The sequence below is a fragment of the Psychrobacillus sp. NPDC058041 genome (genome assembly GCF_042885655.1).
Lineage (GTDB): Bacteria > Bacillota > Bacilli > Bacillales_A > Planococcaceae > Psychrobacillus.
This window is the reverse complement of sequence record NZ_JBHVRO010000006.1, coordinates 166,878-192,189: the sequence shown is the minus strand read 5'-3', so window position 1 is coordinate 192,189 and position 25,312 is coordinate 166,878. Positions and strand designations below refer to the sequence as shown.

General features: G+C 35.6%; 23 protein-coding genes. 4 read left to right on the top strand and 19 right to left on the bottom strand.

Features of this window, described 5'->3' with window-relative positions; all coding sequences use genetic code 11:
• Window positions 1-13: 13 nt before the first annotated feature.
• Window positions 14-715: a ZIP family metal transporter gene (locus ACFVR1_RS11705; RefSeq protein ID WP_387584199.1), complete on the top strand. Its 702-nt coding sequence runs from the start codon at window positions 14-16 to the stop codon at window positions 713-715.
• On the opposite strand, the gene ACFVR1_RS11700 is transcribed toward ACFVR1_RS11705, so the two are convergent.
• Window positions 712-1,284, bottom strand: a complete 573-nt coding sequence (locus ACFVR1_RS11700) for a maltose acetyltransferase domain-containing protein (RefSeq protein WP_387584198.1) — start codon at window positions 1,282-1,284, stop codon at window positions 712-714. The genes ACFVR1_RS11705 and ACFVR1_RS11700 overlap by 4 nt on opposite strands.
• A 758-nt stretch (window positions 1,285-2,042) precedes the next feature.
• Entirely contained in the window at window positions 2,043-3,296 is a 1,254-nt protein-coding gene (locus ACFVR1_RS11695) for an MDR family MFS transporter (RefSeq protein ID WP_387584196.1), read from the bottom strand.
• A gap of 104 nt (window positions 3,297-3,400) precedes the next feature.
• Here ACFVR1_RS11695 and ACFVR1_RS11690 point away from each other — a divergent pair, with 104 nt between their 5' ends.
• Window positions 3,401-5,044, top strand: coding sequence for an ABC transporter substrate-binding protein (locus ACFVR1_RS11690; RefSeq protein ID WP_387584194.1), 1,644 nt, complete (start codon window positions 3,401-3,403; stop codon window positions 5,042-5,044).
• Between the two features lie 169 nt (window positions 5,045-5,213).
• Here the strand turns inward: ACFVR1_RS11690 and ACFVR1_RS11685 are convergent, their stop codons facing one another.
• The 6 genes from ACFVR1_RS11685 to ACFVR1_RS11660 form a co-directional block, all read right to left on the bottom strand.
• Complete coding sequence (locus tag ACFVR1_RS11685) at window positions 5,214-6,446, bottom strand: ATP-binding protein (RefSeq protein WP_387584192.1); 1,233 nt, start codon at window positions 6,444-6,446, stop codon at window positions 5,214-5,216.
• Between the two features lie 570 nt (window positions 6,447-7,016).
• On the bottom strand, window positions 7,017-8,486 hold the full coding sequence (locus ACFVR1_RS11680; protein WP_387584190.1) for a protein adenylyltransferase SelO: 1,470 nt from the start codon (window positions 8,484-8,486) through the stop codon (window positions 7,017-7,019).
• Between the two features lie 169 nt (window positions 8,487-8,655).
• Window positions 8,656-8,853, bottom strand: coding sequence for a hypothetical protein (locus tag ACFVR1_RS11675; RefSeq protein ID WP_387584189.1), 198 nt, complete (start codon window positions 8,851-8,853; stop codon window positions 8,656-8,658).
• 4 nt (window positions 8,854-8,857) lie between these two features.
• Complete coding sequence (locus ACFVR1_RS11670) at window positions 8,858-9,295, bottom strand: NUDIX hydrolase (protein ID WP_387584187.1); 438 nt, start codon at window positions 9,293-9,295, stop codon at window positions 8,858-8,860.
• Between the two features lie 66 nt (window positions 9,296-9,361).
• Window positions 9,362-9,628, bottom strand: coding sequence for a hypothetical protein (locus ACFVR1_RS11665; protein ID WP_387584185.1), 267 nt, complete (start codon window positions 9,626-9,628; stop codon window positions 9,362-9,364).
• Between the two features lie 49 nt (window positions 9,629-9,677).
• Entirely contained in the window at window positions 9,678-10,556 is an 879-nt protein-coding gene (locus tag ACFVR1_RS11660; protein ID WP_387584183.1) for an aminoglycoside phosphotransferase family protein, read from the bottom strand.
• A 789-nt stretch (window positions 10,557-11,345) separates the two neighbouring features.
• Here ACFVR1_RS11660 and ACFVR1_RS11655 point away from each other — a divergent pair.
• Window positions 11,346-11,849 (top strand): S4 domain-containing protein, encoded by a 504-nt coding sequence (locus ACFVR1_RS11655; protein ID WP_387584181.1) that lies wholly within the window; start codon window positions 11,346-11,348, stop codon window positions 11,847-11,849.
• 117 nt (window positions 11,850-11,966) lie between these two features.
• Here ACFVR1_RS11655 and ACFVR1_RS11650 read toward each other — a convergent pair whose 3' ends face one another.
• The 9 genes from ACFVR1_RS11650 to ACFVR1_RS11610 all read right to left on the bottom strand — a co-directional run bounded on the left by ACFVR1_RS11650 (window position 11,967) and on the right by ACFVR1_RS11610 (window position 22,235).
• Window positions 11,967-12,536, bottom strand: a complete 570-nt coding sequence (locus tag ACFVR1_RS11650; RefSeq protein ID WP_387584180.1) for an isochorismatase family protein — start codon at window positions 12,534-12,536, stop codon at window positions 11,967-11,969.
• Window positions 12,537-12,642: 106 nt separating this feature from the next.
• Window positions 12,643-12,849: a hypothetical protein gene (locus tag ACFVR1_RS11645; protein WP_387584179.1), complete on the bottom strand. Its 207-nt coding sequence runs from the start codon at window positions 12,847-12,849 to the stop codon at window positions 12,643-12,645.
• 54 nt (window positions 12,850-12,903) lie between these two features.
• Window positions 12,904-13,896 carry an LLM class flavin-dependent oxidoreductase gene (locus ACFVR1_RS11640; protein WP_387584177.1) on the bottom strand — a complete coding sequence of 331 codons (993 nt, stop codon included), beginning with the start codon at window positions 13,894-13,896 and terminating at the stop codon, window positions 12,904-12,906.
• Window positions 13,897-14,105: 209 nt separating this feature from the next.
• Window positions 14,106-15,410, bottom strand: a complete 1,305-nt coding sequence (locus ACFVR1_RS11635) for a dihydrolipoamide acetyltransferase family protein (protein WP_387584175.1) — start codon at window positions 15,408-15,410, stop codon at window positions 14,106-14,108.
• A gap of 15 nt (window positions 15,411-15,425) precedes the next feature.
• Window positions 15,426-16,409, bottom strand: coding sequence for an alpha-ketoacid dehydrogenase subunit beta (locus ACFVR1_RS11630; protein WP_387584174.1), 984 nt, complete (start codon window positions 16,407-16,409; stop codon window positions 15,426-15,428).
• Window positions 16,409-17,419 carry a thiamine pyrophosphate-dependent dehydrogenase E1 component subunit alpha gene (locus ACFVR1_RS11625; RefSeq protein ID WP_387584172.1) on the bottom strand — a complete coding sequence of 337 codons (1,011 nt, stop codon included), beginning with the start codon at window positions 17,417-17,419 and terminating at the stop codon, window positions 16,409-16,411. Before ACFVR1_RS11625 ends, ACFVR1_RS11630 begins: the two co-directional genes overlap by 1 nt.
• Before the next feature lie 15 nt (window positions 17,420-17,434).
• Window positions 17,435-18,865: a dihydrolipoyl dehydrogenase gene (lpdA, locus tag ACFVR1_RS11620; RefSeq protein ID WP_387584171.1), complete on the bottom strand. Its 1,431-nt coding sequence runs from the start codon at window positions 18,863-18,865 to the stop codon at window positions 17,435-17,437.
• Window positions 18,866-18,955: 90 nt separating this feature from the next.
• A complete protein-coding gene (gene bcd, locus ACFVR1_RS11615; protein WP_387584169.1) occupies window positions 18,956-20,050 on the bottom strand; it encodes a branched-chain amino acid dehydrogenase in 1,095 nt (364 codons plus the stop codon).
• 163 nt (window positions 20,051-20,213) lie between these two features.
• Complete coding sequence (locus tag ACFVR1_RS11610; protein ID WP_387584168.1) at window positions 20,214-22,235, bottom strand: sigma 54-interacting transcriptional regulator; 2,022 nt, start codon at window positions 22,233-22,235, stop codon at window positions 20,214-20,216.
• Between the two features lie 206 nt (window positions 22,236-22,441).
• Between ACFVR1_RS11610 and ACFVR1_RS11605 the strand changes: the two genes are divergently transcribed.
• Window positions 22,442-22,681, top strand: coding sequence for a DUF2627 domain-containing protein (locus ACFVR1_RS11605; protein WP_387584166.1), 240 nt, complete (start codon window positions 22,442-22,444; stop codon window positions 22,679-22,681).
• Between the two features lie 249 nt (window positions 22,682-22,930).
• Here the strand turns inward: ACFVR1_RS11605 and ACFVR1_RS11600 are convergent, their stop codons facing one another.
• A complete protein-coding gene (locus ACFVR1_RS11600) occupies window positions 22,931-23,650 on the bottom strand; it encodes a glycerophosphodiester phosphodiesterase (protein ID WP_387584165.1) in 720 nt (239 codons plus the stop codon).
• A complete protein-coding gene (locus ACFVR1_RS11595; RefSeq protein WP_387584164.1) occupies window positions 23,643-25,214 on the bottom strand; it encodes a flagellar assembly protein A in 1,572 nt (523 codons plus the stop codon). Before ACFVR1_RS11595 ends, ACFVR1_RS11600 begins: the two co-directional genes overlap by 8 nt.
• Between the last annotated feature and the right edge of the window lie 98 nt (window positions 25,215-25,312).

The following is a 25,312-nucleotide window of genomic DNA, read 5'->3' as shown; positions in this document are numbered from 1 at the left end:
TTTTGGTTGGAGAGTGCTTAAGTTGGATGCGTTCATTCTTGGTGAATTTCTTTTTTTAAGTGTCAGTGCAGGTGGCGGTATCGCATGGATAGTTTCTAAAATATTTCATGGTTCAAGTGAAGGATTGGCACTATTATGCGGGGGATTTTTAGTAGGTTTACTAACTCTAGATATAATTCCATCTGCATTAAAAATGAACCAATTATCAGGAATTGTTCTCGGAGTACTTATCGGATATATTTTTCTCGCAGTGGTGAACAACCTTTTCTTTACATCTAAATCACGTAAACCTTCCATCTCCTTGCTTATACTTGCCTTATTCATACATACGATCCCAATAAGCTTGTCTATCGGAAATTTGCTTGGGAATTCTACTATCGCTGTATCCATTACAACTTCAACAATTCTACACCATGTCCCAGAAGGATTTGCACTTACTTCAGCATTTCTCTCACAAGGTAAAAAAATAATGATGTTATTTGTTTGTTTCATCAGCTTATCGGTTTGCTTTAGCACTTTTATTTGGATTGGACTTCACGCGAATCTCACTATAAGGGCACAAAGTGTTCTTTTAGGGACATCCATTGGGATGATTGCGATTACAAGTGTAAAAGAGTTTATTTTGAATAATATTCGCGTTGTCCCGACGAGTCTTCTAGTAATATTTCTAATGATCGGCTTTCTCTTGAGTGTTATATTTCATATGGTGTTTTAAGTAAGTAAATCTACTTCAATTTGTTTAATTATTTTTGCAGGATTTCCTCCAACCACAACATTATCTGGAATATCTTTTGTAACGACGGAACCAGAGGCGATGACGACATTATTACCTATTTTAACTCCAGGATTAATAACCGCTCTTCCACCAATCCAAACATTGTGACCAATATTTACCGGTATCCCATATTCTACACCCGATATTCTTTCAGTTGGATTCAGTGGATGAGTCGCCGTATAGATGTGTACGCCTGGTGCTATAAAGCAGTTATCACCTATTCGTATTTCACATACATCTAAAAATACACAATCAAAATTGGCATAGAAGTTCTCCCCAACATGTATGTTGTAACCATAATCACATCGAAAAGTTGGTTCTATAAATAAATTTTTCTTTGTTGAACCGAGCAATTCTTTTAATATTTCTGCTCTATAAACCTCTTCTGTTTCAAGTGTTTGATTGTATAATCTGGTTAGCTTCCGAGCGTTTATTCTATCTTCTAGTAATTTAGGGTCTGCAGCAATATAAAGCTCGCCATTCAGCATTTTCTCTTTTTCAGTTTTCATTTTCTCAAATCTCCTTTTAAATAATATTTGATTAGTATGTAAGAAAAATCGGGACAGGAAAATACACCACCAGTTGTTTCCCAAAGCTTACCACTCGATTTCGTTGTTCCAAACGATAATATGCGAAAAACCGGACAAAAATGCGCCAGGTCCTTTCAAGAAGAGTAGCATATGAATGTCGTTGCTTTCCGGTATGGCGGACGCTTTTTCGCGGGCATGGCTTCAGTCTCATCGTCACTGCGTTCCTGCGGGGACCTTCCGCTCAAGTACCTGCCGCTTCGCTTTCGGTGCAGAAAACATCTGCTATTCACGCAGAAGTCGCCTCCTACGCTCCAATCAACAAATATGTAGGGGACGATTTATAATTGCTTAATATGAACAATGATGGATTATCGTCCAGAGAAACCAGTGTTCATAAATAATACCCGGATTTCCGTTTCAGGTGGACGCGTTCCGCGGGGTGAGCGATGAGCCCTCACCGCCGCTACGCGTTCGTTGTGATGGCGCATCTGTCTCACAGAGGAACAAAGACTAAGAGCGCCACATCGTGTGGCAACGCCTTCGAGACCAACATCCTGTTGGCCTCCCGCTGGAGTCGCCACCTTTCACTACAATCCATTTAGTGAGTAGTACCTGACATACTTTCTTATCTTTTGAGAATCGACACTCCTAAATAATTTACAATTATAACTTGCAACGCTACGTTTCTACTCATTCTAAGCTTTAAAGATTTCATTTTTCTGTTACAGTTTTATATTCTATAAATTCGCTAACGATTCCTTTATTTTCTTTGTGGTAGGTTTTTTTAAAAATATTCCTGTGTATAAGAGGGAGATTCCAATCATTAGTAAAACCCCTATATAAACAGACATCATTGTAGGAATTAAATATGCACCAACAATAATCGATGAGCGAGCGATTAAGTCAGCGCCACTAAATGAGAAATTGGAGAATGCAGAGTAAGATCCCCTTTTATCAGCAGGCATCATATTTGCTTGCTCCGCATTTCTAACTGGAGAATAGATAAGTTCACCTATTGTTGCAATGAAATTAAACAACACTAGTATGTACCAAATGTTAGCAGAAGTTACTGTAATATACCCAACACTATAAACAATGAGCCCAATTAACAAAACCTTCCTCTTGTTAAAACGATCGGTAATTTTATTGATGAAAAACGTAAAGCAAACTACAAGAAGCATATTTTCTATATTGAGAATACTTAACATGCGAACCCCTGCTACCTCAAAGTTTCCAATATGTACAGTTTTAAAGGTTTCTGCTAAACGAACTCCAATATAACTATTCAACGAGAATTCAGCAGCAAAGATAAACATAGAGCCAACTACTACTTTAACAAAAGGCATATCTTGAAAAGCAACTTTATAGTTCTGTATTAAATCCATAAACACATTTTGATGTTGCTTTTCTATTCTTTTAGAATTTTCATCTATTAACCAAATCTGATAGGCAATTGGTAGACTAGAAGATGTAATCGTGAGTAATGCAAATAGCTCAATTTGATGATTTACATATAACAAACCACCTAATGCAGCTCCTATAGCCATGGATAAATTCACAAGCCAATAATCGAGTGCATACACTTCTTTTCTATTTTCAGATGTTGTAGAGTCAATAATTATAGCATGCATCGCGGGTCTCCCAAGACTACTTGTTACAATGTATGCAACATAAGAGAAAGCAAAAAGACCAATTATATTCTCTTTAGGCAATAAACTAATTGTCATTAATAAAAACATCAATGCGCTTAAGAAAGAGGTAAACACCAATACTTTCTTTCGTGGGAAGCGATCCGAAATATAACCTCCAATCAAGTTAACAAAAAAGCTAATGATCACTGTAAATACTAGAAATAGTCCTGCCCAAACCTTATTCATTTCTTGAGAGAAAAATAAGGCCATGAATGGCATTACTGCAGATGATACTGCACGATTAAAAAAAGATGTAATAAGACGAACTTTAATATTTTGCGGATATTTTTTCCATTTCATGTTGTGTCCCTCCTCTGTCTTATGTATATTAAACTAGACGCATTAATTTAAAAATGGACATTATTTATTTTTATGACCACTTATTTATAAGGAGAATACATTGGATGGATAAACATTTATTGACATTATGGACCTCTGTGCCATCAGGAGGTATTAAACATGAAGACGTTGCAGAAATTCTTCAATTAAGTACGAAACAAACTGTACGTTATATTCAAAAATGGTCTTCTGAAGGATGGCTACAATATACTTCGGGACGGGGAAGAGGCAATGTTTCCAAACTTAAGTGGTTAAAAAATGTGGAAGCTATTTTTGAAGAACAAGTTACTAAAATAATTGATGAAGAACCTGTAGAACTAAGTAGTAAGTATTTAATATTTGATTGGTCGTCAGATAGCAAACTTCGTCTCATGAATAAGTTTCGCTCCAAATTTGGATACGTTCAAACAACAAATGATAAACTTGTTATTCCAAGAAGATATCCATTTTTGACCATACATCCTTTAGAAGCTGCAGATGTCAATAGTGCCAGCATGGTTGCTAATGTTTATAATCGTTTAGTTACTGTAGATGAACAAGGAATTGTTTTACCTGAACTGGCACATAGCTGGGACATTACTTCCACGAAAGTTCGAATTTACTTAAAAAAAGATATTAAATTCCATGATGGTTCTATATTAACTGCTGAAGATGTGGTCTTATGCTTAAACAAATTACGCAACTATAAACAGTATCAAGAATTGTGGGAACCTATCCAAAAAATAATTGTAGCAGCTCCTCTAATAATTGATCTGTATTATCCAAGCGGATGTAGTTATTGTTTACAATTGCTTGGGACGATGAATGCCAGTATATATAAAGAAAATAATGGTGAGGTAGTTGGTACAGGTAGTTTTTATATTGAAGATAATAACGAGACTAAAACTACATTGGTAGCATTCAAGGAATACTTTGGAGAAAGACCATTATTAGATGTAGTTGAATTCGTACAAGTGCCTCAAGATTTCGATGTTGTGTATCGTTCATCTGCTCAAGTAGAATCTCAGTCGACCTTTCAAGTAGAAAGTGATTCTGGATTCGGATTAGTTATTATGAATTCTTTTCGAAATTCTCCTATACAACACAAGGAAGTTCGTGATTATTTACACTATATTATTGCGAAAAACCGACATAAAATAAGCAATGTAGATTCTCGTAAATTGCCTAATCATCAAGGATGTCTCCGTGAAAGTAAAATTAATACTCTCCCAATGGTTAAAAAGCCTATACTTTCAGAGCCTCTTGTTTTAAAGCTAACGAGTTATACTGAAAATACATCGATGTGGCTAAAAGATATCTTGGAAGAAGAAGGAATTCCCATCATTACAAAATGGGTTTCATTTAAGGATACAGTTTCTAACAATACAGAAAATGAGGAAGTTGATCTTTTTATACACGGAGAGGTGTTCGAGATGAATCAAAACTTTTCTTTCTTTTATTTCCTACTTAATGGGTATTCAAAATTAGCTTACATTCTAAAAAAGGATATAAGGTTAAACAGTTATATTAAGGAATACCTTTATACTCCATTTGAAAAATGGACATCCCTAAATCTAACTGTTGAAGAAGCATTAATTAAAGAATCTATCATGATCCCATTATATTATTCCAAACGCCATATTCCTTTTTCCGCTGACTTAATGAATATAAATATTAAACATTTTGGGTATGTAGACTTTTCAAAACTTTGGGTAAAACCAATAATTTAACGAAAGTAATTATAATGGCAATAAAAAATGTAGAAAGAAGTGGAACCATTACTTCCTTCTACATTTTTTATGGAATTCTTATAACGGAAGTTTGTCTGTTATAAACTAGTAAGAAGACAAACTGAATATGGGTTACAGATGTTCAGGCTATCCTATGTTCCCTTGTTTTTTATGTTGGGATAGTAATAGTAAAGGTTGTTCCTTCGCCTTTTTTACTCTGTACATCAATTCTTCCTTTCATTTTTCCGATCGTTCCATAAACCATCATCATTCCAAGACCGGTTCCTTCTTTTTTATTAGAATAGTATGGCTTTCCTAATTGAAGGATCTCTTCTTTTGACATTCCAATACCGGTGTCTTGTATCCGAATAACTATATTCTTTCCTTGATCAGTTACTTCGATGACGAGATTACCTCCATCTTCCTTCATTGCTTCAATCGCGTTTTTCAATAAGTTGATCAGACATTGTTTTAACTGGTTTTGATCAAACTTTTTCTTGAGAGTATTGGAAAAATGATAGGATATTTCCACATTATTGAGATTGGCTAATGGTAACAATACATTTTTAACATATTCAAACTCTTTTTTAAAATTGGATTGTACCATATGCTCTGATTGAGGTTTAGCAAACGCTAAATAATCATTTAAAATATTTTCAGCTCGAATCAATTCTTTTAAAGAGTAGTCTAAATATACTTTATCTTCGTCCTGGACAGTTTTTGATACATTCAATAATTGCAGAAATCCTTTAGTCACTGTTAGAGGATTTCGAATTTCATGAGAGACACTAGCAGAAAGCTCACTTATGACATGGAATTGTTCCGCTTGGAGAAAATTTTCACGATTTTTAATGTTAGCAATGATTTTTTCAATCATAATTAAATCAATGGCTATGACAATTCCATGGGTTGTTATTGCATAAAAGGTTAATGTCCAATACTCTTCATTTAGTACTTCAAAATATGAAGATAATAATAGTAGATAAATAATCATGATGAAAACTGCAGCACTTACTCCAGTGATTATTCGCATTTTTGTATTATATCCATTAAATCTTTTAGTCATTAACGGCAATAGTATAAAAATTACTGTAGAAGTTGCAAATGAATTAAACGTACCGTTTCCACCAAGGAAAATACGATATACATTTAAAATGAGAAAAAGCGGGAATAATCCTTTATAACCGCCATATAGACCAACTATAATATATGGGACATACCTCAAATCAAAAAGAAAACCAAGTTCTAATTTAATTGGATAAACCATGCATAGAATCATGGAAGCAGCGAAAAAAAAGAGGATAACCAATTGGTCATTTTTCTTTTTATTATCAAAAAATACAACAATTAACAGGATCGGTAAAACTAAAAATAAGATATTAACTAAAAATGTTTCTAACAATAGATTCCTCCCCCTCCCTAACAAAATTATCGGTACTAGGAGAATCTGACTTATGTCTGCCTCAACAAAGATTACGATAATATAATTTCAAAAAACTGTATGAAAAACTACAACCTTAGAATTATACCATACATGCAATTTTGAGAATGAAATATTTTGTTTTGATCCATTTCATTTGGACTCTTATTTTAAATTATTCTCAGACTGAAAACCAATTCACTTTTGGACAACTCATTATCTAAATGGAGAATTTTTCACCGCTATTATGCTTTATAATGTTGCACACAACTTATATATTGCGCATATGGATCGGAATGTTGCGAGTAGCACATTCGATATTGCGAAAACGCCTATAATATTGCGAGTAACGCGTAAAATGTTACGCGTAATTTGTAAAATGCACTACATAACACAGATTAATTGCAACAACTTTAAGAGGTGTCTTTCCAAACATAGAAAGACACCTCTTAAAGAATAGTTAAATGAGTAAAGTAGGAATTTAACTATCCCTAAATTATTCATATAAGACTGCTACATGCAATATTCTGAGTCATATTTGAAGCATTTATTTTATGTTCCACAAAAGGTTTTGTAATGACCGTTAGATTGCGCAGGCAATTTACAGTATTCAGCTTGTTCAGAGGAGTATGCGAAGGGTCTTGAAAGAACATGGAGAAGCTGCTCCATTACATTAAATTCTCCCTGCTCTGCGGCGGCTAACGCTTCTTCTACTCGATGGTTTCGAGGAATTACCGCAGGATTGCTATTTTGCATTAACTGCTGTACTGCAGCTTTAGATTCCTGTTGTCTACTTAGTCTTTCCTGCCACTGCTCATACCAATGAGCAAATTCTTTCGAGTCGAACAGATCCGTATCCTCCAGTTTATCAACAGTTATCGCGCGGAACGTATTCGTATAATCTGCCTGATATTTTAACATCAAACCAAGAAGTTCATCTATGAGTGCATCATCTTGTGCCTCTTCATTGAACATACCTAATTTTGCTCTCATTCCTGTTAACCAATTGAAATGATACAGCTCTGGAAAAACTTGAATAGCATCTTGAGCAAGCTTAAGCGCCTCTTCTTCATTATCATGTAAGAGTGGTAATAGACTTTCAGCAAATCGCGCAAGATTCCAACCTGCAATCTTAGGCTGATTGCCATATGCATAACGGCCTTGAATGTCAATAGAACTGAATACCGTTGCAGGATTATAGACATCCATGAAAGCACAAGGACCATAATCAATGGTTTCTCCACTAATCGACATGTTGTCCGTGTTCATCACGCCATGAATAAAACCAACTAGTTGCCACTTGGCAATTAGCTCTGCTTGACGCTTGATCACTTCCTGAAGTAAGGCAAGATAGCGATTTGGTGCAGATTGAATTTCTGGAAAGTGTCGTTCTAATGTATAATCTGCCAATAACTGAAGATCTTCTATGGTACCCCATTGGGCAGCATATTGAAAAGTTCCTACACGTAAATGACTGGCAGCTACTCGTGTTAAAATTGCACCAGGTAAGTTGGTTTCGCGGATTACTGGTTCACCCGTCGTCACCACTGCTAGGCTCCGAGTAGTAGGAATGCCCAGACCATGCATTGCTTCGCTAATAATGTACTCTCTTAACATAGGACCGAGGGCAGCTCTGCCATCTCCACCGCGGGAATATGGGGTTCTTCCTGCTCCTTTAAGTTGAATATCAAATCGCTCATTAGTAGGCGTGATCTGCTCGCCAAGTAAAATGGTCCGGCCGTCTCCTAACATATTGAAATGCCCGAATTGATGTCCCGCATAAGCTTGAGCAAGAGGCGAAGCACCTTCGGGTATCTCATTACCTGCAAGAACTGCTACACCATCGTCACTTTGTAATGCCTCGATGTTCAACCCTAGCGAAGTTGCCAGTTTATCATTGAACATCACTAACTTTGGTGCATGCACAGGGTTAAGATCAAGGCTTGTAAAAAATGGATCTGGAAGTCGGGCATAACTGTTATCGAAATTCCATCCTGTTTCTCTCTCATTTCTTTTTGTCATTGAATCACCATCTCTTTTGTATCTTATTTTTCTTCTATTTAAAATAAAATCTCCAGTTTATTTATTATACCCTTTCGAAGTAAAAATACATCGTTCACTATATCGATATTTCTCCAGTAGTAAATCTTTTGGTTTCTTATGTAGCACAAAACACTAGAACAGCACTGTATTATTTCTGATTCAACTTTTCTATGTTATTGTTAATTTTTATTAGTAGGTTAATGATGATCGTCAATAAAATAATGAAAATAATTGCAATTAAAATACCTGCTCCTTCATAGCCTACAAACGCAATTATTCCGCCAAAAACTAAAAACCCAATAAAGCCGAATGTAATTGCAGTAGTTAAATTTAAAATAAATTTCAAGTAATCACCCCTTTTTTTCAACTTCCCTTAAAATATATGGAACTGTATTTCTGTCCAATATTAGCCCTTCAAATCCACTTGAAATATGTATATATTTTTCTGCTTGTTTTAGTTCCATCCATGTTACTTCCTCAATTTCTTCCGGAAAAGATATTTCTATTTTACCACCGATTATTTTTCCGACAAAAGTAAAGAAGATAGCATGGTGTCCCCTTTCTTCAAAAAATGCTTCCCCCACTGAGAAAACACCCTCTACTTGTACATCTAGCCCCGTCTCCTCTTTTACTTCACGGATGGTAGCTTCTATAAGTGTTTCTCCATTTTCGACTGCCCCACCTGGAGGTGTATAGTAAGAGGACCCTTTACCTTTGTTTTTTACCATTAATACATTCTGTTCAAGTTCATCAAACAGAAGAACATATGCAACATCTACTCTTTTCATTTATTTTTACTCCCCTTTCATACAATAAAAAAAGAGCTCACTAAACAGCCCAAGATTTTCAAACCCTTAATTACTTTGTCCCCTACAAAATCTTAATACCGATTCTGCCTGATCTTTGTCTTTTATCAAACCAACTTGTCTGCTTGTTTCTACGGTGAACTCTGGAAATGCAATTCCTTTTGCTGTAATAAAACCTGTTTCCACCTCTATGTCTGTACCGGTATATATACATTCATTGAAAACCTGACTATATGCTTTATTAACAACTTCGACGTCTTTCCTATTATACCTCCTTACTAATTGAATTTTTACACCTATAAATAGTACATACAAAGAGAGCGACTCCTTTCTGCTTTTCTAATTTCAACTATTCTTTGTTTAACTACCGTTCATTCATGAGAATAGATTTTAAAATGACATAGTTTTCATTAAAAAATTGCTTATGCTTTTGTATTCCACGTTTTTTACACCAACCTAATGAATTAAATGCATCGGTAAAACGATAAAATGGTAATACAACTTTTAAATCTATTATGGGACGAATTGTTTTGTAACCCTTTTGAAAAGCTTCTAGTGTCCTAGGATTTTTCATAAAAATATCACGATTAATTTTTGTAAAATCCATTTCTGTCGATCCAAAGCGGGCACTTTCAAAATCAATGATACCTGACACTTGATTATTTTGGATAATTATATTTGCTGGACGAAAATCCATATGTATAAAGCTCGGTCCATCTGGATGAGGAAGAAATTTTCGTTGCTCTTCAAATAGTTCTATTGATTGTTTAAATAAATCTTCTGGTATCACACCTTTTACTTCTTCTGCAAAACCATAAAAATGTGTTTCAAGAAATGTTGACCATTGATCATATACATTTGAAATCCCCTGATAAGTAGTGTTTTGTTGTGGTCTGACGTTATGCAATTTTGCATGGTTAACACCAATATCAAAAGCTAGTTTTTCATCAACTTTTTCAGACATAGGTTCCCCTTTAATTGCCGATAGTAGAAGTGCACCTGGTATTTCATCGTTCCCTTCCCAAAATTCTAATAGCCTAGGTACTGGAATCGCACCACTTAATATTTCTAACGCCTCATATTCACGTTCTAATTTCACTTTAGAATAGGGAATTTTAAGATAAACTATTTGCTGATTAACCTGCTTTATTTTATAAACAGTTGAGCTAAAAGAATCTAGTACATCTTCAATGGAAAGTACATTCAGTTTTAATTTTTCTATAATTTGTTTTATCTGTTGCATTTAATATCACCCTCATTCTATTTACGCAAATTTTCTAACACCTTATTACTTAATGATATAACAATTGAATTCCATTTTTAAAAATTCAAACGTACTACCATTTGTATCACTCCATTAAATAATTCTAGAAAACACAAAAAACCTACCATCTCATAAAGAGACGATAGGCTATCCCTAACGTGGTACCGCTCTTCTAGGCTTGTAATAAAACGTGACTAACCTTGACTGCATTTCAGCATATAGCAGCTCTCTTAAAAATAGAAATATCCTTAACAATCCCATTCAAAGTGTTTCACTTATTGGAATATTTTAATTACTATATCAACTAAAAAATATACTGTCAATACTATCTACTTCAACGAATGACCGTTTGCTGTACTGAAATATGTATCGCATTTTACTAAATTACATTTAATTGATCATTTTACCAGTACTATATTTCATCATTTCAATTCGGACTATTCAAATAAGTCTTTCAACAATATGGAAGATATGCTACAATGTATCTAATCTGTTTGGAAGAAAGGATACAAAACCAGTATGCCAAATTTTACTTTGTAATGGACAATCAAATTGGATAGTACTATTTCTTGAAAAAACTTACTGTTTTTAACCAAGGGATTAGTCTGCCCATTTACCATTACAAGGGAACAAGCGCAAACCAGTAGTTTTGTATGCTTGAAGAGATCCTATAAATGGGATCTCTTTTTTGTTTTTCAAAAGTAAATATAGAACTGCCAACGTCCAAACGGATGCCATTGTTCCTTTATCTTATAAGAGGTGAAGGATATGACAATTGTTTTTCATAATTGGGAAATTCTACAGGAGGAAAGAGTTCGAACGGAAATTAGACACTGTAAAATGTGCGGAAAGAATTCCACATTTACAGATACAAATATCCGAAGGCATAACTCCAATGGTAAGTATATATACCGTTTTGCAATTTATAAATGCGAAAATAATCATACGTGGAATAAAAAATTAGATATTTACAAAAATTGTAGAAAGCATGAAAGGGTCCTTGGAAAAGCTATTTTCCAAAAAGTGAATGTGTTAACTGAGCTACCGATCCCTGTGTATATGGAAGCAGGGATATTAGAAGTCCAAATTAGTATTAATAATATTCGAGGCTCTCAACGCCTCGATTCCCTTCTTGCGAACCAAATACCGGACTGGAGCAGGACCTTAATCACAACAAAAATCCGTGAGGGGCTCATTCTGGTAAATGAAAAAACAGTGAAGCCGAGCATTAAATTATTACAGCATGATATAATTCATATATTCTTAAGGTAGAAATAAGAAAAATAAAGAATCCTGATAGATTAATCTATCAGGATTCTTTATTAATATGGAATTGATTCATTCTAATGACTTCAAGAAATGATACAAGTTAGCCCCGTACCCTTTATATCATCTCACCTGTTCAAGAAATTCGGCGGTTGTTCGAAGTCTACCTATTCTTGGAAAAATGAAGCGTACAGACATTTCATGTTCTTCTTGACTAAATGCTGTCATTGCATCTGTAATAAAGATTTGATTATAACCAAGTTGATATGCTTCGCGTGCTGTACTTTCCACACCTATATTTGTTGAAATTCCGCAAAGTACAATCGTTTCAACTCCTCGTCTTCTAAGCTGTATATCTAGATCCGTTCCAAAAAAAGCTCCCCACTGGCGTTTTGTTACAACATAATCATTTTCGGTCACATTTAACCGTGGATCTAATACAGCCCAATCTTTTGGTCGATCTCCAGAAGAACGAGCCGCTTGATTGTCTAATGCAGGCTGGAGAGCGTCTTTTCCATCATGGAAATCAACCTTTACAAAACTAATAAATCCTTCATTTTCTCGGAATAGTTGGACAAGTTTTTCTGCTTTTTGAACTACTTCATTGCCTCCAGGCATTGCAACAATACCTTTTTGTAAATCAATTAATACTAGCGCCGTTTTGCTAAAGTTAATATTAAATGTTGTCATCATCATTTCCTCCTGTAAAATTGTAGCTTCCTTACAATTACTCTAATATGATTATCCATACATATGCTATATTTATCCTTCAACAAGTGCTAAGTATTTTTTTACTTTTTCATCGTATTTCCACAATTAATATATCCCCTCGCTCTTTTGCAGAATAAATTTTTGCACCTACTGGTAATTTATTTGCCATACCATCATTGAAGTTTTTATTGGAAATGTCAGAAAAAACGTCTGTAATTTCTCCAGCTAACTTGTTCTTAGTGAGCGGAATCTCATCCACCCAGTCTATATCAGCTTTATATTTAAGCCTTCCCATTGAAATATGTCTGCATTTTTATCGCTATTTTAAGCGTATCTTAATAGTTACCAATTATAATAATTCCTCTGCCAATAGTCGGTAAACGTTCAATCTTTTTTCCTGTGAGTGTGGAATACTACAAATCATTACTTCATCAAATCCATAATGTGCTTGTTCTTCTTGTAAAACCGTCGCCACTTCTTTTGCAGAACCGACTAAATGAATTTTACGATTTTCTTGAATCATCATGCGATCCATTTCTGTTAATGGATAATTTTGTGCTTCTTCTGGAGATAATATTTGATGAATTTGACCTTTCATTAGTGATAAACGTGCAATATCCTGTGGTAACGCTTCGAACTCTGCTTCTTCTTTCGTTTCAGCAGCAGTCACTAAATACGTTACGTTAATTTCTGGTTTCTCCATAAACACAGAAGGTTTAAAATTCGTACGATACGCTTCTAGTATCGCTGGTGTCATTCCCCCTTGGAAAAATTGTGCAAATGAATATCCAAGACCCAATCTACCAGCTTGAATTGCACTGTTCCCAGTAGAACCTAGCAACCATGCCTCTGGTAATACGATATTTGCTGGAGTTGCAATTGTTTTGTTATATAGACTTTCTTCAGGCACTTCGTCATTTAATAGTTTTAATGCTATTGCTAATTTTTCATACATATTATTGACCATTGGAGGACGACCTTCTGAGAGTGCATACATCGCATAATTATCTCCACCAGGTGCACGACCTACTCCAAAATCAATTCGACCTGGAGAAAAGGCACTTAGTGTTTTGAATACTTCTGCTAGCTTTAGTGGTGAATAATGCATCATCATGACACCACCAGTTCCTATTCGAAGATTAGTTGTTTTTGCTGCTAAGTGAGCAGCGGTTACTTCTGGGGCAGAACTAGCAAAAGCACCCGTTCCATGATGTTCTGCCATCCACATACGATGGTAGCCAAGTTCATCTGCTAATATTGCTAATTCTTCCGCATTTTTTAATGCCACTTCTGCAGTATTACCTTTCGTAATGGGGGCTTGATCGAGTACACTTAGTTTCATTTTCGTTTCCTCCCTATATTTCGATTATAAGATTAGTTGTCTTTGTTTAATATTAATGCTAACGAACCGTTTTCAAAAAGTAAATGAAATGGACTTGAAGAAATCTTACATTTCAAGTTTTCCAACTAAACAATTCATTTTTCCAACTATTTTTTTCACACACAAAAAAACGGAGCATTTCCCGCTAGGGAACGCTCCGTTTTCATCTATTAATATACAGATGTATTTTCTTTTGTAATGTTTTCTAAAATTTCTTTCACACGTGCTAAGAAGCGTCCGCAAACTAAGCCATCTAGTACGCGGTGATCTAATGATAGACATAGGTTTACCATATCACGAGCAGCAATCATTCCACCATCCATAATAACAGGACGTTTCACGATTGATTCAACTTGAAGAATCGCTGCTTGTGGGTAATTGATAATACCCATCGACTGAACAGAACCAAATGAACCAGTATTGTTTACAGTGAATGTGCCACCCTGCATTTCGTCTGATTTTAATTTACCAGAACGAACTTTTGCAGCAAGTTCATTAACTTCACGAGCGATTCCTTTAATCGTTTTTTCATCAGCGTTTTTGATAACAGGAACGAAAAGTGCATCATCTGTAGCAACGGCGATAGAAATATTTATGTCTTTCTTCTGTACGATTTTATCGCCAGCCCACATGGAATTCATCATCGGGAATTCTTTTAATGCTTGCGCAACTGCTTTTACGAAGAAAGCAAAGTACGTCACATTAAAGCCTTCTTTTTGCTTGAACTCATTTTTAATGGAGTCGCGGTATTGTACTAAACTCGTTACATCCACTTCAATCATCGTCCAAGCATGTGGAGCTTCATGTTTACTTCTTAGCATATTCGCAGCAATTGCTTTACGAACACCTGTTACTGGTATTTCGATGTCTCCTACTGAAACCGGCACATTTGTCGGTGCAGCAGCTTTTGGTGCAGGAGCAGCTGCTGGAGCTTGAGATGCTACAGGTGCCTGAGCAGTGATTGTTTCTGCAGGAGCAGCTACTGGAATTTCTCCGCTTTCAATGATTTTCAATAAATCTTTGCGTGTAATACGCCCTTCATTGCCAGTACCATTCACTAAAGTAAGGTCAATACCATGTTCTTGTGAAAGTTTTAATACAGCAGGAGAATAACGTGCTTTTGCACCTTTTTCACGTTGAATTGGAGCAGCGTGTTTTTGGACTTCGGCTGGCTTTACTGTTTCAGCAGTTGGTTGCTCTGGTGCCGCTTCCACTACTTCTGCTGTAGCTCCACCTTCAGTTTCAATCGTACAAACGATTTCACCAACTGCAAGTGTATCTCCTTCGTTTGCAATTAGTTCTTTAATAACTCCTGTAAAGGAAGAAGGTACTTCAGCAGTTACTTTGTCTGTGTTTACTTCTGCTAGAGCGTCGTATTTATTGACATGATCGCCTGGTTTCACTAACCATTTTTCAATCGTACCTTCTGTTACACTTTCCCCAAGTTGAGGCATTTTAATTTGTTCTAGAGCCATATATGTTCCTCCTTCCTAATAAGCAGCTAGCTCGCGCATTGCTTTTTCGACTTTATCTGGATTAATCATAAAGAATTTTTCCATCGTTGGCGCATACGGCATAGCAGGAACATCTGGACCAGCAAGACGCATAATCGGTGCATCCAAATCGAATAGACAGTTTTCTGCAATAATTGCAGCGACTTCACCAATAATACTACCTTCTTTGTTGTCTTCCGTAACAAGAAGTACTTTTCCTGTTTTAGATGCAGCTTCAATAATACCTTCTTTATCTAAAGGATAGATTGTACGTAAATCAAGAACATGCACAGAAATTCCGTCTTTTTCTAAACGTTCAGCTGCTTGCAGTGCAAAGTGAACAGCAAGACCGTACGTAATTACCGTAATATCTTCTCCTTCACGTTTAACATCTGCTTTTCCGATTTCGATTGTGTAATCTTCTTCCGGAACTTCCCCTTTAATCAGACGATAAGCACGTTTGTGCTCAAAGAACATAACAGGATCTTCATCGCGAATTGCCGCTTTTAATAATCCTTTTGCATCATATGGAGTAGAAGGAATAACAATTTTTAATCCCGGTTGGTTTGCAAAAACTGCTTCTACAGATTGTGAATGATATAAAGCACCGTGAATACCGCCACCAAATGGAGCACGAATAACAATTGGACAAGTCCAGTCGTTATTTGAACGGTAACGAATACGGGAAGCTTCTGAAATAATTTGGTTCACAGCTGGCATAATGAAATCAGCAAATTGCATTTCTGCGATTGGACGAAGCCCGTACATTGCAGCACCAATACCTACTCCAGCAATAGCGGATTCGGCAAGTGGTGTGTCTAGCACACGGTATTCTCCGAACTCATCATATAGACCATTTGTTGCTTTAAATACGCCACCTTTGCGCCCAACGTCTTCTCCAAGGATAAAAACGCGTTCATCACGAGTCATTTCTTCTTTCATTGCAAGTGTAATTGCATCGATATAAGACATTACTGCCATTATGCGTTCCCCCCATCTTTTTCTGCGTAAACATGCTTCAATGCATCTTCTGGAGCAGCATATGGAGCTTCTTCCGCATAATCAGTCGCTTCATTTACTTCTTTCATGATGCGGTCATTTATTTCTTTTTCTAATTCATCCGTTAATACATTTGTTTCTTTTAAGTATTGCGCGAACGTAATTAGCGGATCTAATGCTTTTCCTTCTGCAATATCTTCCGCTGTACGGTATTGTCTATCATCATCATCTGAAGAGTGGGCCGTTAAACGGTAAGTCACTGCTTCGATTAAGCTTGGGCCTTCTCCGTTACGAGCACGATCAGCCGCTTCTTTTACTACTTTATAAACAGCAATTGGATCTTTCCCATCCACTGTCACACCAGGCATTCCGTAACTTGAAGCACGATCTGCTACAGTTTTACTTGCTACTTGACGATCAAATGGAACAGAAATCGCATAGTTATTGTTTTCAACCATTGTGATACATGGTAACTGGTGAACTCCTGCAAAGTTTAACCCTTCGTGGAAATCTCCTTGGTTTGAAGAACCTTCACCAAGAGTTACAAAAGTAATAAAATCTTTCTTCTCAATTTTCGCAGCAAGTGCTACACCAACAGCATGTGGTAGTTGAGTTGTAACTGGGGAAGAACCAGTAAGAATTCTATTTTTCTTCTGTCCAAAATGTCCAGGCATTTGACGACCACCAGAGTTTGGATCTTCTGCTTTTGCAAATGCAGATAACATTAAATCTCTAGCTGTCATACCAAAATGTAAAACAACACCCATATCACGGTAATATGGTGCAATATAGTCTTTTGTATTATCAAGCGCAAAGGCAGCTCCAACCTGTGCCGCTTCTTGACCTTGACATGAAATAACAAAAGGTATTTTTCCAGCACGGTTTAATAACCACATACGCTCATCAATACGACGCGCCATTAGCATCGTTTCAAACATTTTTAAGACATCTTCATTTGTTAAGCCTAATTCTTCATGACGATTTGTTGTCATTTTCATTGCCTCCTTTTACATGTGAATTGCTTTACCATCTACAGCCAAAGCTGCTTCTCCCATAACTTCACTAAGAGTTGGATGTGGATGAATTGTATGGGCGATTTCCCATGGTGTTGCATCTAATACCATAGCTAGACCTGCTTCAGAAATAAGATCTGTAACATGAGGTCCAATCATATGAACGCCCAAAATATCATTTGTCGCTTTATCCGCAACAATTTTTACAAAGCCATCTGATTCTCCGTAAACAAGTGCTTTACCAATCGCTTTAAATGAGAATTTTCCAACTTTCACTTCAAACCCTTGTTCTTTTGCTTGTTGTTCTGTAATACCAACGCTCGAAGCCTCTGGATTTGAATAAATGCAACGTGATACTAAATTATAGTCAATTGGTGAAACATCATTACCAGCAATATGTTCAATTGCATTAATACCTTCATGACTTGCAACATGTGCCAGTTGAAGCCCTCCAATAACATCACCAATTGCATATATATGTGATTCCTTCGTTTGGAATGTATCAGATACTTGGATAAATCCTTTTTCTATAACGATATCGGTATTTTCTATTCCAATTCCTTCAATATTTGCTTGACGACCAACTGAAACAAGCATTTTCTCTGCTGTGAAGGATTTTACTTCTCCATTCAACTCAGCAGAAATGGTTACTAAATTGTTATCGATTTGAAGTGTTTCAGGAAGAACTTTTGCACTTGTTGCAAAGGTGATACCTTTTTTAGCTAAGAGCTTTTGCATTTCTTTAGAAATATCTTTATCTTCCGTAGGAATAATTCGATCCGCATATTCAATAACGGTCACTTCCACACCAAAATCATTTAACATTGAAGCCCATTCAATTCCAATTACTCCTCCACCGACGATTAATATCGATTTCGGTAATTCTGTCATTGCTAATGCTTCATCTGAACTCATAACAAATGTCCCGTCTATTGTTAAACCTGGTAAAGTTCTTGGTCTTGAACCAGTAGCAATAACGACATTTTTAGGAATTAGCATTTCATTTTCATCACCATTATTCATTTCAACTGAAACTGTTCCTCCTGGAGAAGGAGAGAAAATGGATGGTCCAAGCATTCTTCCTGTACCTTCAAAAACATCGATTTTCCCTTTTTTCATCAAGCCTTGAACACCTTGGTGCAATTGGTTTACAATCGATTCTTTTCTTGCTTGCACGCGGCTAAAATCAAGTGTTACTTCCGACGTATTTACTCCAAATTCAGCAGCATGGTTTTTAGTAGTAGAATAAACTTCAGCACTTCGAAGCAATGCTTTACTCGGAATACATCCTTTATGTAAACAAGTCCCGCCAAGTTTTCCTTTTTCGACAATTGCTGTTTTCAATCCCAATTGAGCGGAACGAATAGCAGCTACATACCCGCCTGTACCGCCACCTAATATGACAACATCATATTCTTTTGCCAAAGTGTTATCCCCCTTTTATTTCATCTAAGAAGGCCGCTTCATAAGAAAGACGGCCATTCTTTTAAATGATGAAATTAGTTGTGTTTCGTATTAACGTCCTGTGATAATATGTTTTCCATTTTGTAAGAACTGGCTACGAGATTTGCCAACACGAGCAATGCGCTCTTCTGCTAATCTGTCTGCTGCAACATACGTTGGAATACCGTCACGTTTTGAAATTTCAAAAATACGTTCGATTTTATCGTAAATTCCTGCTACTCGTTTCATAGCACGGTCGTGGTTATAACCATATAATTCGTCTGCTACATTAATTACTCCACCTGAGTTAATTACGTAATCTGGTGCGTATGCAATACCCATTTCATGGATTATATCTCCATGTTTTGTATCTTTTAATTGGTTATTTGCAGATCCTGCAATTACTTTTGCTTTAAATTGTGGGATTGTGTTGTCATTAATAATTGCTCCAAGTGCACATGGTGCAAAAATATCAACGTCTTGTGAATAAATTTCATCAATACCAACTTGAACAGCTCCGAATGCATTAACAGCACGGTCAACTGAAGCTTGGTTGATATCCGCAACAATTAGTTTTGCCCCTTCTTTATGTAGAAACTCACAAAGTGTAAATGCAACATTTCCTACACCTTGAACTGCAACTGTTTTACCCTCAAGAGAGTCGGATCCAAATGCTTCTTTCGCTGCTGCCTTCATCCCAACGTATACGCCATAAGCAGTCACTGGAGAAGGATTACCAGAAGAACCAAATGCTTCTGAAATACCTGTTACATAGTTTGTTTCTTCATGTATTAAGTCCATATCTTCTACTGTTGTACCTACATCTTCAGCAGTGATATAACGTCCGTTTAATCCTTGAATAAAACGACCGAAAGCACGGAACATTTCTTCGTTTTTATCTTTTAATGGATCACCAATAATTACAGTTTTACCGCCACCTAAGTTAAGTCCCGCAGCTGCGTTTTTATAAGTCATTCCTTTTGCTAAACGAAGTGCATCTTCAATAGCTTCTTCTTCTGTTGCATAATTCCACATACGTGTTCCACCAAGTGCTGGTCCTAATGTTGTATCATGAATAGCAATAATTGCTTTTAATCCTGAAGTTTTGTCCTGACAAAAAACTAATTGCTCGTAATCATAAGTCTCCATATATTTGAAAATTTCCATCTGTAGTTCCTCCTAGTAGTTAAGTAATTATTTATTTTTTCGAAAATATTTATTTTCGTAAAATACATCCCCATGTAATTAACTGAATTTATATGTTTGAAACCCCTTTGTAGAAGCTTTTGACATTTCAAGTAATTTTAGCATCCCCATGCAAAATATCACTTTAATCTAAATTATATTTCTCTAGTTTATAATATAAGGTACGAAGTGAAATGTTTAGCTTTTTCGCTGTTTGAGATTTATTTCCACCACAAACTCTTAGAGCATTCAGCAAAACTTTTTTCTCCATCTCATCCATTTGTTCAGCAAGTGTTCCTAATTGTGCCTCATTGAAGCCGTTCTCCGAAAATGATAAGATCGATTTTGGCAAATGATGTTCTTCAACAATTCGATCTTGCGCTTCTAAAAAGATCATTGCTCGGCTAATTATGTTCTCCAATTCTCGTATGTTCCCTGGCCAATCGTAAAGCGTTAAGCTTTCCATAGCTGATTTTGTGAACCCCTCAATATTACGCCCAAATTCCTTATTTAATTTTACTAATAAATGCTCTGCTATGGAAGAAATGTCTTGCTTCCTTTCCCTTAGAGAAGGAACATGTATGGGCATACGATTTAACTGAAAGTAGAAATCCTCTCGGAATAATCCTTCTCGCATTAACTTTTCAAGATTAAAATAACTTGCAGCGATAATACGAACATCCACTGGAATTGATGTGGTTCCACCTATTCTTACAAAGGCATTCTCACGAAGTACTCTTAAGAGTTTAGCCTGAGTCTTATTTGTTAATTCACCAACTTCGTCTAAGAAAAGTGTTCCGTTATTTGCTTCATCAAATAAACCTGAATAGACTACTCCGTCTTCTTCATATCCAAATAACTCACGTTCTAATAGATGTTCTTCTTGAGAACTACAATTCACTCGAAAGAATCGATTATGCCTTCGATTACTTGCACTATGTATGGCGTGAGCAAATAATTCTTTTCCTGAACCGACTTCTCCTCTTAGAAGAACGGTTATAGGTACACTGGCAGCAAGCTTAGCTTGATTTATAGCAAGTTGAATTTGTTCTGATTTCCCTAAGATATCCTCAAATGAATAACTTAACTCTAGGTTTCGGATAAGAGTACGTGCTTGATCGAGTTCTTTCATTAACGAGCGGATTTCCGTCATATCGTGAATTACCCCAACACTTCCTTTTAGAAGGTTGTTAACAATAATTGGAGCAACATTCACAATAACGTCTTTTTTCTGTTTACCTACTCTTATATTTACACCTCGAATAGGCTTACGAGTTTGAAGAACTTTCAAGTGAATACTTTCACCTTCAGATATGTCAGCAGTTGCTGGTTTTCCTATGACTTCTTCTTCACTTAAACCGGTAATACGAGAATATGCAGGATTGATGAGAATACCTTTTCCTTCCTCATCCACTACAGATATCGCATCTTCACTAGACTGAATTATCGCTTCAAGCATTGTTTGTATTTCCGTAAGGTCGGTTATTTCTTCTGCAAGCCTAACAACTTCTGAAATGTCTTTAAAGACTGCAAATGCTCCGATTTTTTTACCTTGCTCATTAATCATTGGATATCGTGAAGTTACTATTTTGGTACCGCTTTCAAGAATTAGTTCTTTATTTAACTCAATTTGACCAGAATCAAAAATTCTAGGCAATTCACTTTGTGAAATAACATCATATACATGTCTTCCAATGGCATCTTCTATAGAAACTTTCGTCATTTTAGAAGCACTTTTATTAAAGAAATTTACAATTCCTTTTTCATTGATTCCAATCATGCCTTCTTCAATTGAGTTAAAAATAAGTTCTTGAATCATTTTTTTACTATCTAATATTTGGATAAATTTATTCTTTTCTTCTACTAACGTAACAATTAAATTTGCAATTTCACCAGGGATTAAAACTGTAGTTACTGGACGTTTCGAAAGTAGTTCTAAAAATACTTCTTTACTTCCTGTAACATCAATTATAATTTGGATATCACCATTTAAGAGGGGTTTCCAATCGGTATAAGTATGAATATGATGCTTTTTTGCATATTGCATTCCAGGAGCATTTTCATCAATATCGACGATTCCTTTTACTTGAAGGTAATCAGCCTGTTCAAACAGCCTCAAAAGTGCATATCCGCCTTTACCCGCACCGATGATTAATATGTTTTGCAAAAAAATTCACACCCCCATTTTCCCTCTGCAACTTATTGCACTTCTCATATATCATAACTCATGTTCCATGAGTTGACAATAATATTCTCCCATGTAAAATTAAATTTATTAAAAGTGCTAAAGCTCATGGTCGAATAATATATTTTTTGGTATTTTTACCTTGACTTGTTGACGGCTGAAGCAACTTCAAAACAGGAGTGATCATTATGGCCCGTTTAGCTGCCTTAATTGTACTATTGATTCCTGGTATACTCGCAGCATTTGGTATTAAGCTAATGAGAGATACTTTTTTCGGGATACATATCTTACCTATTGGTGCTTTGTGGTTTCAATTTATTTGTGGAGTTCTATTCACACTATTAGGTTTAGGTTTTTTTGCAGGCTTTTTGTTGAACAGAGATCGGAAAAACGGAAAAGTTGCCCCTCGTTTTCAAAAGAAGAAGTAACATAAATACATCCGTCATATAGCTGAGCCTTGTCTTAACTATTCGATGAATGCTTTTGGACATACTATTTCCAGAGAAAAAAAGCTCGTACAGTGATTATGTCGCTGTACGAGCTTTTTCAATATCTATATCTTGTGATGAATATTGTCCGTTACACTATTAGTTCATCCCCTGAATTAATAAAAAAATGACTGTATGCAAGCTCCTTTATATGAGTTTACCTACAGTCAGAGACGATGATCTTTTTATTCATCTTCTTTTTTGTATTTTTAATATTTTTCCAGGGAAATCTGTAATCCAACCAATGACGGAATCATGCGGATCTGCTAGATAATTTTCATTACCTTTAATATTGTAAAAACGCATAGGAAATCCCGCATTCCAAATGGAATACATTAAATCTGATCCGTAGAATTTTTTGTTCAAATGGATAGCATCGAACTCTTTTATGGAAAGAACATAATCCCAATCCGAATTCTTTTTCCCTATAAATGCAGTTTGAACATTACGATTCATTGCATGAATTGATTGAAGGATACTAAATTCAAAAGAAGAAAAATGGATATCTTCCACGCCTTTACTTTTTTCTACGACTTCACGAATTTTTTCACTTTTACCAAGAAAAGATTCTTTTAATTCTACATTTAGTTTAATACCAGTTGGAATTGCGAATTTCAAAAACTCATCAAACGTCAATACTCTGCTTCCGGAAAATTTCCTGAAAAAGGAATGACCTAATCTTAATTGCAATACTTCTTCGGCAAGCATGTCAGTTATTCTTCTTTTGTTTCCTGCCAAGCGAAAAAAATCGATATCGTGTGTGACAAACGCCACACCATCAGCAGATAATTGTAGATCAAGCTCGATACCATTTGCACCAAGAGTTACAGCTTTTTTAAATGCCTCCAAAGAATTTTCAACCGTTCTAAACTTAGCACCTCTATGTGCATATACTGGAATTTTAGACATTCAACTCTCCATTTTCAAGCTTAAATTTACCCTTTGTTTTTTTAGATAACGTCGTTGATTTATTAGCAATTTGTATAACAGTACCAGCATTTGCTTCTTGCTTAATATCAATGAAATAGTCTGTAGAAGTGCGAAGAAGCTTCAATATTCTTTGTATTTCAGTATCTAATTCTTTCACTTCGCTCTCCATCGTATGACATTTTTGTTTTGTTTGCTCATAAGTAGCGATCTGTTGTTTTGACATGGTACTTTTAAACTGAGTTAGTTGGTTAATTTGAAAATTTATCTTTGTTATCTCATCTTGAAGCTTCAACATTTCTTCCGCTTTAATTTTCGCATTTTCTGTTAATATTTTTCTATCGATTCCTTGGACAATTAGTTCCGTCTTTCTTTCTAAACTATTACCAGTATAGGCAGCGGTTATAGAATTAATAGCTATTACTTTACCACCTATGATTTTCCCTTTACGCTCGTCCAAAATTATTTCATTTCCGAAAATAGTTGATCCCATAGAATAAAATCCGATGTGTACATTTTCTTTTGCTTCTAAAGTACAGCCATTCGCATGTTTTATATAGATATTTTTATCTGCTTCTATTTTCGTAATATCTTTTCCGAAAACTCCACCTTTTATAAATACATCGCCTTCCGTTGACTTTATCAATTCAGCAGAATTAACCCCTTCGTTTGATTCTACGGAAATATCTCCTGAAGCAATTATTGAATAACCAGGCATTACGGTACCTTTTATTTGGATCGAACCATCAAATTTTAAATTACCTGTTTCCAAACCGACATCTCCATTAATTACAAGATGTTTTTGAACAGAAAGAACCCCATTTACTTCCCCAATAATTCCGTTGGTTTTGGATCGAAGTATTGTTTTTCCATCTTCCTCTACTTCATATGCCGATTCATTATCATATTTTAATGGGAAATCATCACCTTTTTCAGCTGGAACGACCCCACCTAGAATATTTCTACCTACTATCCCCTCTTGCGCCGGTATTTTTTCTCCAAGCCAAGAACCTTCTTTAATTTCTACGATAAAATTCATATCGAAATAATCTGCTTTTCCATCCACGTTTATTTGGGGCTTTTTTTCAGCTTGCTGTAGATATGTTACTATTGCATCTTTACCTTTTTGAGGAGGCAGTCCACTTGCAACTATGTATGCTTTTCCAGTTATTATATTTTGAAAATCAATTGGAGTATGACCAAAAATAATATTATTCTCAGTTAGTAACTGGTCAATTGCTTCTTGAATTTCTTTCGTATGTTCCAGTATATGACTTTGAGATTCGTAAACTGTTACAACTGCTTGCATCTTGTCATTACTGATTTCTATATCCACACTATCTATCCAACTACCAATTTCTATAGGTTCGTTTATTTTATTTTCTACTGCTTTTTTTAACGCCATAAAATTAGTAACTCTTAATCGGGCATACTTGCGAGTCATTTCATCAAATTTTTTCAGATTATATCCATCTTTATTAATAGTTATAAATACTCTTCCTTTTTCTTCGGAAAGTGTTACTTCTTCATTCTTCTCAATTATCACGACTTATACACTTCCTTCCTATTTTCTATTATACTCATTTTTCTAACAATGGGTAAAAACAATAGAAAAAGCGTTCGAAAATAGTATCTTCGGACGTT

Bases quoted from the DNA above. Each gene is read 5' to 3' on its own strand.
- ACFVR1_RS11700 (WP_387584198.1), bottom strand. From the start codon at position 1,284: ATGAAAACTGAAAAAGAGAAAATGCTGAATGGCGAGCTTTATATTGCT.
- ACFVR1_RS11695 (WP_387584196.1), bottom strand. From the start codon at position 3,296: ATGAAATGGAAAAAATATCCGCAAAATATTAAAGTTCGTCTTATTACA.
- ACFVR1_RS11690 (WP_387584194.1), top strand. From the start codon at position 3,401: ATGGATAAACATTTATTGACATTATGGACCTCTGTGCCATCAGGAGGT.
- ACFVR1_RS11680 (WP_387584190.1), bottom strand. From the start codon at position 8,486: ATGACAAAAAGAAATGAGAGAGAAACAGGATGGAATTTCGATAACAGT.
- ACFVR1_RS11670 (WP_387584187.1), bottom strand. From the start codon at position 9,295: ATGAAAAGAGTAGATGTTGCATATGTTCTTCTGTTTGATGAACTTGAA.
- ACFVR1_RS11660 (WP_387584183.1), bottom strand. From the start codon at position 10,556: ATGCAACAGATAAAACAAATTATAGAAAAATTAAAACTGAATGTACTT.
- ACFVR1_RS11655 (WP_387584181.1), top strand. From the start codon at position 11,346: ATGACAATTGTTTTTCATAATTGGGAAATTCTACAGGAGGAAAGAGTT.
- ACFVR1_RS11650 (WP_387584180.1), bottom strand. From the start codon at position 12,536: ATGATGACAACATTTAATATTAACTTTAGCAAAACGGCGCTAGTATTA.
- ACFVR1_RS11645 (WP_387584179.1), bottom strand. From the start codon at position 12,849: ATGGGAAGGCTTAAATATAAAGCTGATATAGACTGGGTGGATGAGATT.
- ACFVR1_RS11640 (WP_387584177.1), bottom strand. From the start codon at position 13,896: ATGAAACTAAGTGTACTCGATCAAGCCCCCATTACGAAAGGTAATACT.
- ACFVR1_RS11635 (WP_387584175.1), bottom strand. From the start codon at position 15,410: ATGGCTCTAGAACAAATTAAAATGCCTCAACTTGGGGAAAGTGTAACA.
- ACFVR1_RS11630 (WP_387584174.1), bottom strand. From the start codon at position 16,409: ATGGCAGTAATGTCTTATATCGATGCAATTACACTTGCAATGAAAGAA.
- ACFVR1_RS11625 (WP_387584172.1), bottom strand. From the start codon at position 17,419: ATGACAACAAATCGTCATGAAGAATTAGGCTTAACAAATGAAGATGTC.
- bcd (WP_387584169.1), bottom strand. From the start codon at position 20,050: ATGGAAATTTTCAAATATATGGAGACTTATGATTACGAGCAATTAGTT.
- ACFVR1_RS11605 (WP_387584166.1), top strand. From the start codon at position 22,442: ATGGCCCGTTTAGCTGCCTTAATTGTACTATTGATTCCTGGTATACTC.
- ACFVR1_RS11600 (WP_387584165.1), bottom strand. From the start codon at position 23,650: ATGTCTAAAATTCCAGTATATGCACATAGAGGTGCTAAGTTTAGAACG.